General features: G+C 65.3%; 19 protein-coding genes and 1 pseudogene. 7 read left to right on the top strand and 13 right to left on the bottom strand.

Features of this window, described 5'->3' with window-relative positions; translation table 11 throughout:
- Nucleotides 1-105: 105 nt before the first annotated feature.
- A complete protein-coding gene (locus VGU03_RS01220; RefSeq protein ID WP_327477920.1) occupies nucleotides 106-2,772 on the bottom strand; it encodes a TonB-dependent receptor in 2,667 nt (888 codons plus the stop codon).
- A gap of 239 nt (nucleotides 2,773-3,011) precedes the next feature.
- On the opposite strand from VGU03_RS01220, the gene VGU03_RS01215 reads away from it, so the two are divergent.
- Nucleotides 3,012-3,332: a helix-turn-helix transcriptional regulator gene (locus VGU03_RS01215; protein ID WP_327474254.1), complete on the top strand. Its 321-nt coding sequence runs from the start codon at nucleotides 3,012-3,014 to the stop codon at nucleotides 3,330-3,332.
- Between the two features lie 39 nt (nucleotides 3,333-3,371).
- On the opposite strand, the gene VGU03_RS01210 is transcribed toward VGU03_RS01215, so the two are convergent.
- Nucleotides 3,372-3,593: a hypothetical protein gene (locus tag VGU03_RS01210; protein WP_327477918.1), complete on the bottom strand. Its 222-nt coding sequence runs from the start codon at nucleotides 3,591-3,593 to the stop codon at nucleotides 3,372-3,374.
- A 159-nt stretch (nucleotides 3,594-3,752) separates the two neighbouring features.
- Here VGU03_RS01210 and VGU03_RS01205 point away from each other — a divergent pair, with 159 nt between their 5' ends.
- Nucleotides 3,753-4,220 (top strand): GNAT family N-acetyltransferase, encoded by a 468-nt coding sequence (locus tag VGU03_RS01205; RefSeq protein WP_327477916.1) that lies wholly within the window; start codon nucleotides 3,753-3,755, stop codon nucleotides 4,218-4,220.
- On the opposite strand, the gene VGU03_RS01200 is transcribed toward VGU03_RS01205, so the two are convergent.
- Nucleotides 4,198-4,728, bottom strand: coding sequence for a hypothetical protein (locus tag VGU03_RS01200; protein WP_327477914.1), 531 nt, complete (start codon nucleotides 4,726-4,728; stop codon nucleotides 4,198-4,200). The two genes, VGU03_RS01205 and VGU03_RS01200, sit on opposite strands and share 23 nt — an antisense overlap.
- Nucleotides 4,729-4,906: 178 nt before the next feature.
- The gene (locus VGU03_RS01195) at nucleotides 4,907-5,797 is read right to left on the bottom strand and encodes an isocitrate lyase/PEP mutase family protein (protein ID WP_327477913.1); all 891 of its coding nucleotides are present in this window, start codon (nucleotides 5,795-5,797) and stop codon (nucleotides 4,907-4,909) included.
- Between the two features lie 343 nt (nucleotides 5,798-6,140).
- Here VGU03_RS01195 and VGU03_RS01190 point away from each other — a divergent pair, with 343 nt between their 5' ends.
- The 3 genes and pseudogenes from VGU03_RS01190 to VGU03_RS01180 all read left to right on the top strand — a co-directional run.
- A complete protein-coding gene (locus tag VGU03_RS01190) occupies nucleotides 6,141-6,275 on the top strand; it encodes a hypothetical protein (RefSeq protein WP_327474137.1) in 135 nt (44 codons plus the stop codon).
- Nucleotides 6,276-6,311: 36 nt separating this feature from the next.
- Nucleotides 6,312-7,187 carry a hypothetical protein gene (locus VGU03_RS01185; protein WP_327477912.1) on the top strand — a complete coding sequence of 292 codons (876 nt, stop codon included), beginning with the start codon at nucleotides 6,312-6,314 and terminating at the stop codon, nucleotides 7,185-7,187.
- A gap of 70 nt (nucleotides 7,188-7,257) precedes the next feature.
- Nucleotides 7,258-7,502 (top strand): annotated as a pseudogene (locus VGU03_RS01180) (integrase core domain-containing protein); the annotation flags it as partial.
- Here VGU03_RS01180 and VGU03_RS01175 read toward each other — a convergent pair.
- Complete coding sequence (locus VGU03_RS01175) at nucleotides 7,479-7,670, bottom strand: hypothetical protein (protein ID WP_327477910.1); 192 nt, start codon at nucleotides 7,668-7,670, stop codon at nucleotides 7,479-7,481. The pseudogene VGU03_RS01180 and the gene VGU03_RS01175 sit on opposite strands and share 24 nt — an antisense overlap.
- Before the next feature lie 119 nt (nucleotides 7,671-7,789).
- On the bottom strand, nucleotides 7,790-8,023 hold the full coding sequence (locus VGU03_RS01170; RefSeq protein WP_327477908.1) for a hypothetical protein: 234 nt from the start codon (nucleotides 8,021-8,023) through the stop codon (nucleotides 7,790-7,792).
- Between the two features lie 636 nt (nucleotides 8,024-8,659).
- Between VGU03_RS01170 and VGU03_RS01165 the strand changes: the two genes are divergently transcribed.
- Nucleotides 8,660-8,890, top strand: a complete 231-nt coding sequence (locus VGU03_RS01165; RefSeq protein WP_327477906.1) for a hypothetical protein — start codon at nucleotides 8,660-8,662, stop codon at nucleotides 8,888-8,890.
- Nucleotides 8,891-9,085: 195 nt separating this feature from the next.
- Here VGU03_RS01165 and VGU03_RS01160 read toward each other — a convergent pair whose 3' ends face one another.
- From VGU03_RS01160 to VGU03_RS01145, 4 genes are all read right to left on the bottom strand, one after another.
- Nucleotides 9,086-9,673, bottom strand: coding sequence for a DsrE family protein (locus VGU03_RS01160; protein WP_327477904.1), 588 nt, complete (start codon nucleotides 9,671-9,673; stop codon nucleotides 9,086-9,088).
- Nucleotides 9,674-9,822: 149 nt separating this feature from the next.
- On the bottom strand, nucleotides 9,823-10,122 hold the full coding sequence (locus VGU03_RS01155; RefSeq protein WP_327477903.1) for an isoprenylcysteine carboxylmethyltransferase family protein: 300 nt from the start codon (nucleotides 10,120-10,122) through the stop codon (nucleotides 9,823-9,825).
- Complete coding sequence (locus VGU03_RS01150; protein ID WP_327477901.1) at nucleotides 10,064-10,399, bottom strand: hypothetical protein; 336 nt, start codon at nucleotides 10,397-10,399, stop codon at nucleotides 10,064-10,066. Before VGU03_RS01150 ends, VGU03_RS01155 begins: the two co-directional genes overlap by 59 nt.
- 452 nt (nucleotides 10,400-10,851) lie before the next feature.
- Nucleotides 10,852-11,616, bottom strand: coding sequence for a TonB family protein (locus VGU03_RS01145; protein WP_327477899.1), 765 nt, complete (start codon nucleotides 11,614-11,616; stop codon nucleotides 10,852-10,854).
- A gap of 484 nt (nucleotides 11,617-12,100) precedes the next feature.
- Between VGU03_RS01145 and VGU03_RS01140 the strand changes: the two genes are divergently transcribed.
- Nucleotides 12,101-12,874, top strand: coding sequence for an EAL domain-containing protein (locus VGU03_RS01140; RefSeq protein ID WP_327477897.1), 774 nt, complete (start codon nucleotides 12,101-12,103; stop codon nucleotides 12,872-12,874).
- Nucleotides 12,875-13,581: 707 nt separating this feature from the next.
- On the opposite strand, the gene VGU03_RS01135 is transcribed toward VGU03_RS01140, so the two are convergent.
- The 3 genes from VGU03_RS01135 to VGU03_RS01125 form a co-directional block, all read right to left on the bottom strand.
- A complete protein-coding gene (locus VGU03_RS01135) occupies nucleotides 13,582-13,752 on the bottom strand; it encodes a hypothetical protein (RefSeq protein WP_327477895.1) in 171 nt (56 codons plus the stop codon).
- Between the two features lie 64 nt (nucleotides 13,753-13,816).
- The gene (locus tag VGU03_RS01130) at nucleotides 13,817-14,731 is read right to left on the bottom strand and encodes an acyltransferase (protein ID WP_327477893.1); all 915 of its coding nucleotides are present in this window, start codon (nucleotides 14,729-14,731) and stop codon (nucleotides 13,817-13,819) included.
- Between the two features lie 93 nt (nucleotides 14,732-14,824).
- On the bottom strand, nucleotides 14,825-14,938 hold a 114-nt coding region (locus tag VGU03_RS01125; protein WP_327478489.1), incomplete at its 5' end, for an IS3 family transposase.

The following is a 14,938-nucleotide window of genomic DNA, read 5'->3' as shown; positions in this document are numbered from 1 at the left end:
GCGCATCCCGGCCTGCGTGCGGCCTCAACCGATGGATTCGATGTGCCTAGCGAATGCCAGGCACATCCTGATCAGTACCCCCGCTCCCCACGTGCGGTGATGGGATCACCAGTGTTTCGACACCGAAAGGCTGACGAACCGACCGATCGCCGAATAGTTAGTGGAGTCGTAAGGCGGCCGGTCGGGTGTGGCGGCCACATAAAGAGGTGGGTCGCGATCGAACAGGTTCTGTGCGGACAACGCGAATTCCAGGCCCGACAGCGCGCCGGAGCGGTCGTCGGTGGCATAGCGCAATGTGGTATCGAAGGTCGTGAACGATGCCGTCTTCCGCTCGTTCACACGATCCGTGACACCGCTGACGTAATTGACGAAGGCGGAGGCGACGAACCCACCACGGTCCCAAACTGCACCGATGCGACCTTTGACCCTTGCCGGGTTGAACAGGGTTCCCGCGACGTCGTAGGCAGCCTGTGCGGCAGCGTTCTGCTGCGAGCTATCCAGCCAGGTGGCCGATCCCCGTACCGTCAGGTGCCCGGGACCGAGAGCGAATCTATAGGACGACGACAGATCGACTCCCTTGGCGCGTTGACGGGCAACGTTGACGTATCGGGCGTACATGATCGCCACGACGTCGCCCGGGGCGTACGGCTTGCCCGCAAAGTTGTAGAAGGCGTTGGCCGAGCCGACGACCTGTGCGAGCTGCTGCGCGGTCGGTGCGTAGTCGATGAACTGAGCGTCGTGGGGGTTGACCAATGCCTGGCCATAGTCAGTGATTGGCTGCACTACGCGATCGGTGTAGTCGATGTTGAACCAGGTGAGCTCGGCTTCGAGATCCGGTACCGCTTCGGGATGCAAGGCCGAGGACACGGTCCAGGTCGTTGCGCGCTCCGCTTTGAGGTCTGGGTTACCACCCCAAACGGACAACACCGTGGCACCTGGTCCATAGGCCACACCGCCGTAGAAGCTCGCCGGATCCAGCTCGGCAATCTGGGCCTGGTGCAACTGAAGCAAGGTCGGCGCCTTGAACGATTTGCCCCAGGACGCTTTCAGAGTGACATCCTTGCCGGGGTCGTAGCTCAGGCCGAGCTTAGGGGTCGTCACGCTCCCGAAGCTGTCGTAGTTCTCGCCGCGCACTGCCGCGGTCAAATCGAGCCGGCGCACAGCTGCGATACCCGAATCGGGTCCAACCAGTGGAAGGTTGACTTCCGCATACCCAAATCGGCTGCTTTCCTCGCCGTCGATAACAGTCGTGGCGGCGAGATAGTTGCGCTGAACGAACTCGTTCTTCCTGCCGCCCGCACCCACCGCGAGGCGGGCATCGCCGCCGGGCATTGCAAATAGTGGACCTTCCGCACCGATCTCGTAGGAAAGAGAGGAGTTGCAATAACACTCGCGAACCAGCGTGGTCGATGCCCCGGTCGCAATGCCCACCCGGGATTGATCCTGAACGTGCTTGTCCCTGCCCCAGCTGCCGCCTACGGAAAGCGTCCAATCTCCCGCCAGAGAGATCTCCATATTTGGCGAAACGAAGGATGTCGTGGTTACCGGTGTTACCCGGTAGTAGTAGGGCATGAGCCCGGTGTTCCACGGATAGATGTCCTGATGCCGACGGGTCTCGAGTGCATCCAACCGAAGCTCGACCGAATCCGCGATCGACTGATGCAGGCTCACCAAGCCGCTGCGCAGATCGCTCCCGGGATAGAGCGTACTGGGATCGAACATGTGATCCGTGTAGCTACGCTGGCGTGCATAGATCGGATCGGCGGAAACGTCCTTGTAGGTTGCGATCAGTCCGCCGCCGGTCCAGGTGGTACCGGCAGTGGCGGTGTACTCCCGCGTCACCAGCCCGCCATCGGTCGCTTCGCCGTAGCGCGTACCTAGGGTCACCCCGGCAAAGTCCGGTTTCAGGATCACGTTGGCCACGCCGCCCACGGCGTCAGAACCATAGATGGCCGAAGCACCGTCAGGGACTATTTCGACGCGATCGACCGCTTCGACAGGTATCGCGCTCATGTCGACTGCCTGCACGACGCCACCGTAGGCCAATCGTCGGCCGTTCAGCAGCGTCAGGGTCGCATCCGGACCCAAACCGCGCAGGTTCAGGGACGAGCCGCCGGTGACGTTCTGGTTTGCGATTCCTCCCGAACCCGAAGTCGCGCCGACGGCAACACCCGGGTTCTGCCCTCCGTTGAAATTCTGCGGCACGCTGCGGATCACTTCGCCGAGGTCCGTGAAGCCCTCCTGCTGGATCTGCTCGCTGCCGATCGTGACGACCGGCGACGGCGTGGTGCCGCCACGGATACGCGTACCCGTGACGGTGACGGTCGCCAGGTTGCTCACCGCTGGTGCGGCGCTGGTGTCCGTAGTCGCGCCGCTGGCCCTCTCCTCAGGACTGCTGCGTTCCTGCGCGCGCCGGGTCACGACGATGGTGTCGCCGTCCTGCCGGTAGGTGAGGTCCGTACCCTGCAGCAGGCGGCCGAGCGCAGCGCGCCAACTCATGCGGCCGCGGACCGCCCTCGCCTGCCGGCCGGCGACCAGCCCGGGTGGATAGTCCAGCCGCAGGCCACTTTGCGCGCCGAGGGCATCGAGGGCTGCCGCAAGCGGCCCGGCGGGCAGATCGATGTCGATCGGCGCCGGCGCATCGGTCGCCGGGGGCTGGCCCGGCGCCGTGGCATCCGTCCCAGCATCTTGGGCCAGGGCCAACCCGGTCGTGCCCGTGGCGGCGACGAACAAGGCGATGGAAATGGCATTGCGTAACGTGCTTGTCTTCATGGTGCGTCCTTTGCTTTCCCCTGGGTTGGCCGCTCGCGTACCGGCCGGCGGCACGGTCGTCGGGCGAGATCGGTTTGCGTACAGGCCGTACGGGCGCAGGCGCGCCGTCGCCGACCGGCAGCGCGTCATCGGGCAAGGCGATTGCCGCAGAGGCGCCACAATGTTACTTATACGGTAACAGACAGGGCAAAGGCAAGGCTTCATGCTGACTCGACGATTCCCATGCCCGTGCCAATACCTTGGACGACGCCCGCCTCATCTTCGCCAACCGCTTACGTGCTGCCCGACTGGCTGCAGGCCTGACTCAGGAAGCGCTGGGCGTCGCCACCGGAATCTCGGCTGACGTGGCGCGCACGCGGATCAACCGCTACGAGCGCGGCGTCAACGAGTGCGATCTTCGCACCGCGAAGAAACTCGCCGATGCGCTCGGCATGCCGCTCGCGGCGCTCTTTGCCGATACCGACGAAATCGCCGAAGTGATCGTCGCATTCGCAAAGCTGACGCATGCGGAGCAGCGCACGGTGGTGAACGAGCTGAAGGCTCGCGCGGGAAAGCGATAGGCCGCCGGCCGCGTCCCTTTTCCCCGCCCCTCGACGGTCTCAGCTTCCGTAGAAATGGATGCCCGGCCTAAGCACGAGCTGGAAGAACAGCAGCAGGCCCACCATCGCGTCGAGCGAATAGGCGAGGGACACAGCGGCAGCGCCGCGGCCAGGCCTGACTTCGCGCACGCGCCAGGCGCCCGCCTGGATCCAGGCTGTCCCGCACAGCATCACCCGTAGCGGCACCAGCAACACCTCCACTAGTTCCCGGGGTATGCGCATCAGCGCCGCCCCGGCGAGCGCCGGCAGCCTGGTGGCTCGTGCACGCCCTGCGGGTACTTTGCCAGACGAAGCGGCGCTGGCCGCTTGGCTCGCCATCGGGAATTCGCGCGACCCGGCCTGCTGCTATCGTCCGGAAAGCAACCCCCACGCATGGCCGCCATGGACGAACTCCCCGACATTTCCACCCTGCGCGATACCGAGGCCGAGCTGGCGGCGCAGTGGATCTACCAGGAATGGGCGCGCTTCGAGTCGGCCGAAACCTGGGCGCAAAACCGGCGCGACATCGCCGATGCGCTGGACCCGGCCGTGCGGGTGCCCAAGTTCTTCGGTGCGCGCCTGGGCGGCGAACTGGCCGGTATCGCCAGCATCGTTCCGCACGACCTTCCCACCCGGCCGGATCTGGGCCCGTGGCTGGCCAACGTGCTGGTGTTGCCGGCCTGGCGGCGCCGGGGCATCGGCGGCGCGCTGGTGAAGTACGTGATGGACTATGCCGCGCCGCTGCAGACGTCGATCTACCTGTACACCTTCGACCAGGTCGAGCTTTACCAGCGCCTGGGCTGGCAAACGCTCGAGCAGGACCGTTACGTCGACCGGCCGATCACCCTCATGCGGTACCCGCCCGGCTGAGCGGCATGGCCGCGTCCGGGCGGCGGGCCAGCCACTCGTGCTGGCCGACCTGGTCGCGATGGCCCTGCTTCAACAGGTCCAGCAACTGGGTGGAGTAGCGATAGCCCTCGCTGGAGGGCTCCAGGAAGGCGCGCATGGTCGGGCTGCGGTTGTACAGGCCCTGCATGTAGACCGCCCACACCTGGTAGGTCTCCCCGTCCAGCGCGCGGCGCTGCAGGATGATGTTTTCCATGTGGTCGCAGATCAGCTCGTTCACCGCCAGCACCTTGCTGCGCAGGGGCTCTTCGGTCGGCGAGGCGGCGCCGTCGTAGAAATACGGCCGGCACTCCGGGTTGGCGATGAAGGTCTGCAGGATGCTGCCGCCGACGTTGTAGATCTCCCAGCTCGTCTGCGTCTCCAGCGCCTCGCGGTCGCTCTTGAGCTGGTTGCGAATCAGCAGGAATCCCAGGGCCGCCACCAGGGGCGACGCCCAGGTGCCGAGCACGGTCCATTGTTCGAGCGTAAGCATGCTTGCAGCCGCCCCCTGCGGCTCGCGGCCATCCGCGGGGATGGCCAAATTGATCGGTGATGGCCGGCGGCGCCGGGACGGCGATCTTGCCCGGTCTGCGTGCGGCCGCAAAGGCCCGGCGTGGCAGAACGCCCGTTCGCCGCGCAATCGAGGCCTTCAGGACGCCCTAACCGGACGCCTACTTGCCGAACTCGTCCTCGATGCGCGCCCACGCCGGCTTCCCGACGATGTCCTCGAAGGCGATGCGGTTCACCGCATCCTCCTCGGGCATGGGTTGCCCGGCCAGCAGGTCGACCAGCGCGCGCTCGATCGACTTGGTCAGGCGGAACAGCACCGTCGTCGGGTAGAGGATCATCGAGAAGCCGTAGGCGCCGATCTCCTGCGGCGGCATCCAGGGCAGCTTGCCGCCGCCTTCCATCATGGTGGTGGCCAGCGGGATGCCTTCGAGCGCCTTGCCCACCTGTTCCAGTTCACGCGCGCTCTCCAGGCCTTCGATGTAGAGCCCGTGCGCGCCCGCGTCGCGATAGAGCTTGCCGCGGCGGATGGCCTCCTCCAGGCCGACCGCGCTGCGCGCATCGGTGCGGACCAGGATGAAGGTGTCCGGTTCGCGGCAGGCGGCCAGCGCCGCCTTCACCTTGCCCACCATCTTTTCGGCGGGAATGACTTTCTTCTTCCCTTCCTGCCCGCAACTCTTCGGCGCCTGCTGGTCTTCGATGAAGATTGCCGACGCGCCCATCGCCTCGTAGCCGCGCACCGTGCGGGTCACGTTCTTGACGTCGCCGTAGCCGTCGTCCGCATCCACCAGCACCGGCAGGTTGCTGGCGCCGATGGTGTGGCGGATCACCGTCGACTTCTCGCCGAAGTGCGTCAGATCGATGTCCGGGTAGCCGTAATAGGTGCCGTCCAGGGCGAACCCGCCCACCTGGTAAGCCTTGAACCCGGCCCGCTCGATCAGCCGCGCGCTGAGCGCATCGTGCGCCGCGGGCAGCACCAGCGGCGCGTCGCCCGAGACCAGCTCTTTCCAGGTGGGGGCTTTGCCTTCGCGTTCCGGCGATTCTCGCTCGGCCATGCGTGTTCTCCCGCGGCCGCCATGGCGTCCCCATCGGATCGCCTTCAGGCAGGCGGCCTTTGGTTTCGAGGATGCCGGCGGCCGGGTGTCGGCACCGTGGAGGCCGGCACCGCCTCGCACCCGACGACGCGATACAGATGCTTCCATCACTGCCTGTCGACGTCGCTGGGAACAGCGTTAACGAACCCGGCGGCCATCGGGCCGCCGGCTGTCTTCCATGCCAGCGAACCACCGAGTTTTTTTCGTGGTCACGCCCGCGAAAGCCGGAATCAGCCTGCATCGGCAACCTGCACTTTCACGGGACGGAAGGTCGGTCATTCGAGCTCTTGTCAGGGAACAGCACATGAAACTTTCTTTGAACCCCTATCGCAGCTGGCGCAGCGCGCAGGAGGGCGGCATCGGCTACGTGCTGCTCTGGCTGCTCGGCGTGCCGCTGCCGATCCTGATCATCATCGGTTTGATCCGCGGCTGCGCCTAAAGGCACCGCGGCAGAGCCCGCCATCGAGGAACGGACATGGCATCGATCGAAGTGCAACAAGCATCCGTGATGGATGTGACTACCCACCCCTCGCTGCGCTGGGGCGCGGTGATCGCCGGCTGGATGGTGGCCGCGGGCATCGCCCTGGTGCTGTACATCGCAGGCCTCGCGTTCGGGTTCCAGGCGTTCGACCCGAACGATGCGGCGGCCACCGCCAAAGGCATCGGCACCGGCACCGCGGTATGGATGGCGCTGACCTGGATCGTGTCGCTGTTTCTCGGCGGCATGTTCGCCAGCTGGTTCGACGGCCGCGACGACCAGACCGTCGGCTGCATGCACGGCGTCACCGTGTGGGGCCTGGCGATCGCGATGAGCGGCCTGCTGCTGGCATTCGGCCTGTCCGGCGCGGCAGCCGGCGGCAGCGCGATGCTCGGCGGCGCCATGAGCGGCACGGATCACGGCGGCGGCAGCGCGCACCGTGGCGACGCGCATGCCATGGCCGCCAGCAGCGACGCCGTCGTACGCCTGCACGGTCAGGTGGCGCAGCGCATGGTCGGCGCCGCGGGCGCCGGCGCGCATGCTTCGGCCGACCCGGCGGCGGTGAGCGCGATCAGCACCGCGCTGCTGGCCAATCATCCCGATACCGCCAGCGCGGTGCTCGCCGGCGCCACCGGCATGTCCCAGGCCGACGCCGACCAGGCCGTGCGCGGCCTGTCCCCGCAGGTCGCCGCCGCCCAGGCCGAGCTCAAGAACGCCGCCGACAAGACCGCGCACTACACCGCGATGGCGATGTGGACGGTGTTCGTCAGCCTGTTGCTGGCCTTGCTGGCGGCGGCGCTGGGCGGCTGGCTGGGCGCCGGCCACGTGCACCGGGTCTACCACCTGCGCCGGTATCCGCGCAGCGCCGTGTAGCGCTGAACCAGCGTCCGGCGGCGGTTGCGCCTCGTTGCCGGACGCATCGGCGGCCGTCGGTCTTCCCTGGACCTACATCGAACGCTTCAACCGCACCTTCCGCGAGGAGGTGCTCGAGCAACACCTGTTTGCTCGTTTGGAAGATGTGCGTGAGTTGCTTACTGGTGGATGCTCGACTACAACGAGCAACGTCCCCACGAATTGCTCGGCGACCTGACCCCCGCCGAATACCGCCAACAAGTCGCCAGCGGCTCTACTTTGAAGTGTCTGCTTGACGGGGAGTTTACGCTATCACCGCCGTCGCCTTTTATCTAAAATATGTGCGCCGATAATTACAGGTTGCGCAAATAAGAATGCTTTGATGAAGAAACCCAATGAGTTTTGAAAGTTGTGAGTTCGCGCAAATGCAATCGCTGCCACTACGATGAACAAAACTGTCAAACCAGCCTCGTATACCCACAGCGATCTGTCTTTTTCGATCATTATTGGTGATCCTTCTCATCAACCTTAGCCTGGCCTGTCGCTACCGCTCCCTGGGCGACGGCCTGACCAGCCTGCGAAGCTACAGCTGCGGCGACGGTTTTGTTTTTCCGTCGCCCGAGCTACTTTGGTAGCGGGGTTACATTCCAGGCCTTATGGATATTGAGCTTGTAAGGCGTCAACGGGCGGCCGGTGGCGACAAGCTCACCCGCAATACCGGCGAAGCCATGCCGCCCGAAGCTTCGGATTTTGTCGAAGAGCGCAACAATGTCCGGCTGCTTATCGCGATCATCTTCAACTGATAGTTTGATGCCTTCATCCGGGCAATTTTTGTCGCGGATATTTGAACTGTCCATACCAACGTAAATCGATCCTCTTAGCGATATTTCCTTGTTGAGAAATCGCTTTGGGTTATCGAGAACACTGCACACATTCGTGTTGATGTATCGAGGTGGATTGGCCCTGCTGCTGTTGGTGGAGCACGCTTCTTGTACGAAGCTTCCCCATAGAGAAAGCACCGCGGCGTACGTGCATATCAGACGAGAATGGTATCTAGTCACTGCTATGGCGCCTTCTGGCTTTCATAGACTTCGTTCCTGGCGTTGTCGGCCGCTGCCTGGGTACGTAGTGCGTTCGTCTGCGGACTTTCCTGCCAGCCGTTATGCCACAAGCCATAGGGTACCCGTCACGTCAGGAAGCAAGCTCTCGCGAAAAGGCGAACAGCCTTGGTCTGCGCGTTATCGACGCCACAAAGCATGGTCGGTCACTTCGCTACCCCGCACAGAAACGCGCCGCTGAACGTCGTCCGCCCTTCCATTGATTCGACTCGCGTCCACGCATCTTTGCACGGCACTCCCGCCTTCGATGGCAGCGCCTCGGTGCCGGGCGCATCGGCGGCCGTCGGACTTCCTGGGGGAGTTCCCTGCCGCGCTTGCTGCCCCCGCGGCGCGGCGCGCACCATGCATGCACCGAACAGCATGAGGCGCATGCACATGAGCACTCACAGATGCGACCGGTACACGGAACTGGGCCCGTACATCGCGTGGCTTTCCAAGATCAATGACGGCGAATACACGATCGTCGTCCAGATCGCAGACCATCCACCCGAATGCGCCGACGCGCCCTTCGAGACCGAAGAGCAGGCCCTGCGAGCGGCCGACGTGTTCGCTCATCAGTTGCAGCAGTCGGCGCGCGGCGCCACGTACGGTCAGGCCAGTCCCTAGCCGTCTGCAGACAACAGAACCCGACGCGGGCCAGAGAGGCCTTTACGGCTAAGGCGTGCTCTGGCCCGTGTTTTTTGCGACATGCAAAGGGCCGCGATGCTGGGGGAAGGAACGCGCGCCAATGGATCTTCGCCCGCGGAACGGCAAGCCGCTTTCGATTGCTGCGCCCTGTATCCACATCACGGGCACGTACTTTCAGAGCTCCAGGTAGCTATAGCCCTTCTGTTCGTAGACCACGGTATCGGTCAGCGCCGACAGGCTGACGGTGACGTCAGGCACGACCGCGCTGTCGGGCAGCTTCTCCATGGCCAGCGCCTGACCGCACACGAGCAGGTCGACGCCGGCCTGGTGCAAGGCGTGCACGATCGGCAGATTGGGGTTCTTGGCCACCTTGGTGAAGCGGTGGTAGACATCGTCGGTGGCCGAGGCGAGCGCGGCCTCGCCATCGAGCAGCGCCACGATGTGCACGTGCGAAGCAGGCACCTTGGACACGGCCATCAGGTTGACCAGCCGGGCCAGCCGATCCAGCGCATGCAGGCTCTCGCGAGGGTGCTTACCGTCATCGGTCACCCTCACGAAGATGCGGTAGTCCACGGCAGGATCGGGCTGCACCGCCGCATCCGGCCGCGGATGGACCTTGCCGTAACCGGCCACCGCCGGCGTCACCCAATCGAACGAAGGCGACTTGTCCGCCTCAGCTGCCCGTGCCGGCTGCCAGGGCAAGGCAAGCGCCAGCACGCACACCGCCACCCATAACCCGAAACCGCTAGCTGCGTTCTTCATGGCGCCCCCCCCTCCGTGTGTGTCGTTTGATGGAACGTAAGCCTGTGGCCGGCGAAAGTAATCCAGCCATTCCCCATTCCGCCAGTTGGAACCGGTGGGCCGGAGGGGACCGCCCGCTTGGTTGGGGCCCGTTATTGCGACCGTTCGTCCTACAGAACCGCCGGGATCAGTGCCTTGGTGCGCTGTCGGTAGCTCTGATAGGCCGCGCCGAAGTGCTGCCCGAGCCACTTCTCCTCCAGTCGCAGCTTGCGCCAGAACGACACGAAGACGATGGCAACGGCGAGCAGGCCGCGCCAGTCGCCGACCATGATGGCGTTGCCGAGGAACAGCAGCAGCAGCCCCGTATAGATCGGGTGCCGGACCAGCCGATACGGTCCGCTCTGGACCAGCTCATGGCTGTCCTTCAGCTGGACCGTGGCGCTCCAGTTCCGCCCCAGCAGCGCGCGCATGAATCGCGAGCGCCGCCCCAGCCACGGCCAGCCCGAGACCGATTGCGTACACGGGCGCGCTGTGGGGCACGAACTGCTCGCGCAGCAGGGAGTGGCCGAACCACGGGCCGGGACCGAGCAGCAGCATGGCCACCAGCAACGGCAGCCAGTAGGCGACCAGCCGTACCGCCAGCGGCTCCTGCATCGTCGGGCGCTTGGCCCCTCGCGAGGCCCAGAGCCAGTAGCCCAGAAGGACGATCCAGGTAAACCGCAATCCTTGTTCGAAAACGTATGGCATCAGACTTCCCCGGGGTAAAAGTTATGGATCGGGTCGAAGCATTCGACGCACCGGCGGCCGGGGATCTCCCCAGAAGCCGGTGCCAGAAAGACATGCAAGGCGCCGATTTCGCGGCGGTGATTCATGCTGCGCTCCAGTGATGGAGCGACCATGCTGCGGCGTTCCGGGGCTGGGCGTCCGGGCCAAGTGATTGATTGACACGGTCCTGTGACGAATCGTGGCCAGCCGGGACGAACGAAGGCTGCACACCAGGCGCCGTCCGGCGGCCCTGAGCATGGCCTTCGCCCAGCGGCGCCCAGGAGGCATCGCCAGTCACATGGAGCGTGGCGTCCCATACAACCCAGGCAGCCAGCGGCGGCCCATGTCCCGCGCACACGTCCAGCCAGGCATGGACCACCTTGGGGCTGCCTCGCCCTTGAGGCATCAGACCTCGTGCTTCCGCTTTAACCGAATCAGCCGGCGGACTGTTGCTGGAACGGGCTATCGATTGCGACTGCCTCGCCCGAGGCGAGCGGCGCAGTTCCGGAATCGCCCGATACCTTGGGGTCCACGGCATCGCCGACTTGTCGCGAGAGACGGTCGGCGTCCTCTTTAGGCAGGTCCGCCGTGAATAGGTACGCGGTACGGACGCGGGTGACCACGGCCTTGCCATCGACCAGCAAGGGCAGTTCGCGGCACCGGCTGAGCGCCTCGCGCACGGCATCTTCAAAGGCGCCTTGATGACTCGTCGCAGCGCCAGCCGCCTTGAGCACCCGGAACCCCTTGATGGTGCCATCGGGCTGGACCATGTACTCCACGGCGAGCGCACCTGACTTGTTGAGCTTGACCATGCGCTGGGGGTACCTCGGCGCTACCGCGTAGTCCATGTACGGGCCGTTGCGCAGGTAGCGCAGGTCCACGCCAAAGTTGCCGTCCCCCCGCTTTACCACTTGCAGCATCGCCGTGGCCCAGGTGCGCCCCGTAGCGGGCTTGCCCGACGCCAGGACTGGCCGGAAGCGCCATTTCGACGCGACCTGCTCGGCAGCCTGCGCCAGCACGGGCGGCAGCGGCCCGTAGCGCGGGGGCAGCTTGACCAAGCGCCCGGCGCCCGGCATCAGCAAAGGCTGCGGATCCATGACTTTGGCGGCCGCGATCTGGCCCTGCGTATCGACATCCAGTTGCAGGGTTACGGGTTGCTCCCGCACGACCTGTTGCGCAAACGCGGCGGGCGCGAGCAAGCACGCTGCCACGATCAATCCCCATCGACACATAGCCTTCCCCCGTTGGATTTGGCTCACGATCGCGAGCGCTTGACTGCCATCGCCGCCCCGCTACTTCCCCCGGCACTTTACTTCTGTTTTCGATTTAGCAGACGACTGGCGAAGATGACCGCCGGCAAGGCACTGCGGGAGGAAACGGGAGCGTGCGATGTGGGGTTGTCCTTGCCTTCCCGCGGGGTTCCGCCCTCGACTAGCCTTGAAAAACCTGCCCCTGAGTAACCCTTCACCAACTGCCGATGCCGAGCGCAGCGCGCACGAAGCCTCAGGCTCGCTGCTCGCTCGGCAAAAAAAATGGCCTGACACCCTCCTGCGCGAAATTTCGGCTGGCCGCCCTCAAAAGCGGACACACGCTGCCGATGCAATGGGACGTGGCGGCTGCGGACGGTGTTCGGTGCCCCTGGAAGCAAGCCGGCAGGGCCCGGCCATCACCGGAGAAGACACCATGACCTCGCCAGCCTCCTGCGCCGCATGCCGCGACGGAGCCGCCCTCGGCTTCGACTTCAGCCTTGCCTTCCAGCCAATCCTGGACACCACCGCGCATAGGGTGTTCGCCTACGAAGCGCTCGTGCGCGGCACCGATGGCAGTGGCGCGGCCGGCGTGCTGGCGCAGGTCGATGCGGACAACCGCTACCGCTTCGACCAGGCCTGCCGGGTAAAGGCCGTGACGCTCGCCGCGGAGCTGGGCGTGGACTGCCAGCTCAGCATCAACTTCATGCCCAACGCGGTCTACCAGGCCGCCACCTGCCTGCGTGCCACGCTGGCGGCCGCGCGCAGGGTGAACTTTCCGGCCGAACGGCTCATGTTCGAGATCGTGGAAAGCGAGCAGGCGCACGATCATGCACACCTGGCGCACATCGTGGCGGAGTACGCGCGCCAGGGCTTTCTCACCGCGCTGGACGACTTCGGCGCGGGCTACTCCGGGCTGGCGCTGCTGGCCGACATACGGCCGGACATCATCAAGCTCGACATGGCATTGATACGCGGCATCGACCGCGACCGCGTACGCCAGATCCTCGTCCAGCACACGCTCCACATGTGCGAGGAACTCGGCATCCGGGTAATCGCCGAAGGCGTCGAAACCCTCGAGGAGTGGCAGACGCTGGACGCCATGGGCGTGCGCCTTTTCCAGGGCTATCTGTTCGCCCGCCCCGGATTCGAGCACCTGCCGGAAGTGCGTTGGCCGCAGGCCATTCCTGGAGGGAATGGAGGTAGTTGAGTCAGGGGTCACAGCGCCGGCTGCCTGCCCGGACAGAACTTGCGCTCGCTTCCGTTGCGTGGTGGCAGTCGCTTCGACCGACGCCGAGCCATGCCACGGAGGCCACGCTTGTTCCTGCTGGTATTCCCCTGCGTTTTTCAGTCGACCTCGCGAGCCATGGGATCAGTCGACCCGTTGCAGCGCTCGGTCACGGGAACTTTCGGTCTCGCCCTTTGGCGGATAGTGATACCAAGCCTCGTGAGGCGACGACTGCTTGCAGCCAAGGCACTGCGTCCGCGCCCAGAAGTGTCCGCACCCAGGACAGCAGCCCGCCGTCCAGAAAGTGTTCCAGCGCGTTCCACACCCGGCACCTGGCTCGGAAGGCGCGCAGAACCAACGGCTACTTGCCGTGGGCTCCCAACGACATAGCGGGCAGTGAATGTGGGGCTGCTGCTCCGACACCGATTTGCCTCCTTACCAGCGCAGGCTTCAGCCGAGCATCTTGCGCCATACCCGGTCGTCGTAGACCTGGTCGCCGAGCCGGAACTCGCAGTGCCCGACCGTAGCTGGCGGGCAAAGTGGCGGCAAGGGAGTGGCGAGAAAAAGGTCAGGTAGGATTTCTCGCCAAGGGAAAAAACGACCTGATCCTATTTGCGAAGCTGGCGACACCAGGCGGCCCTGGCCCGGTTATCTGTACCTGCACCTGCCCGCCCGCCGGGTGACCTCGCCTACTTCTGTCTCCTGCGCGCGGCCGCCTCCATGGCCACACCCACCGCGATGCCAATCGCCACGCCGACGCCGACGTTGTGCATGGCCGCGCCCATCGCGACCCCAATGGCAACGCCGATGGCGATTCCGGAGCCTGGTCGCAGGCGCCTGGGTTCTTTTGCTGCGTTCATTCGTCACCCCTGGTTGGTTGCGTCCGAGTCGATCGGTGGTCCCTAAGGAAAGGGACGGAGGGAATTATGCCGCTTTAATTCCCTCCGTCCCTTTTAGTTGCAATCGTTCCACATCGGCATCCTTTTGCGCCCACACCGCGTTGACCCAGGCCTGGAAGCGCTCGCGGAAGGCGGGGTCGTTCGCGTAGTCGCCGCGCAGGGCCGGTTCGATGGGACGCTGTCGCACCAGCACGCGGATGTCGCGGAGGCGGCCGGCGATCAGGTCCATCATCGAGCCGGCGCCGCCGGCATAGACCAGGGTGACGTCCAGGATCGCGTGCAGGCCCTCGCCCATCGCATCGAGCACAAAGGCCACGCCGCCGGCGCGCGGACGCAGCAGATGGCGGTAGGGAGAACCCTGCGCCACATGCTTGGCGCGGGTGAACCGCGTGCCCTCGACGAAATTCATCACCGACACCGGCATGTGGCGAAACTTCTCGCAGGCGCGGCGGGTGGTCTGGCGATCCTTGCCGGCCAGCTCGGGATGCTTCGCCAGCTGCTCGCGCGAGTGGCGCTTCATGAAGGGGAAATCCAGTGCCCACCACGCCGGCCCCAGCAGCGGCACCCAGATCAGCTGGCTCTTGAGGAAGAAGCGCAGGAACGGAATGCGGCGGTTGAAGATCTTCTGCAGCACGGGGATATCCACCCAGCTCTGGTGATTGCACAGCACCAGGTAGTTGCCGTCCGGCCGCAGCCCCTCCAGCCCCTCGACCCGCCAGCGCGTGCGCGTGAACAGATCGAACAACACGCCGTTGACCCCGATCCAGCTCTCCGCGATCACCACCAGCGCGCGCGACAGCGCCACCCGCGCGCCGCGCCACGGCAGCACGAGCTTGACCAAGGTAAGAGCGAACAGCACCGCCACATGCACCACCGTGTTGGCGGCAAGCAACAGCATGGCAAGCGGGACGCGCAGCGGCGCGGGTAGCGAGGCGAACATCGGGCTGGACCGTCGTAGGGGCGCTGTAGCGTAGCGCGCGGCTGGCGCGGTGGCCTGGCCGAAGGAGTGAATCGCCCAGGGTTCCGTAGACACTCAGGACCCTCGTTGCGCGTAGCGCCGTTCGAACTCTACAGGCGACAGGTCGCCGTTTGAACCGTGGCGGCGTTTGGGGTTGTAGAACATCTCGATGTAGTCGAACACGTCGGC

It is taken from the genome of Frateuria sp., assembly GCF_035944355.1.
Taxonomy (GTDB): domain Bacteria; phylum Pseudomonadota; class Gammaproteobacteria; order Xanthomonadales; family Rhodanobacteraceae; genus Frateuria_A.
The sequence above is the reverse complement of the archived record's forward strand: the minus strand, read 5'-3'. Positions and strand labels throughout refer to the sequence as shown.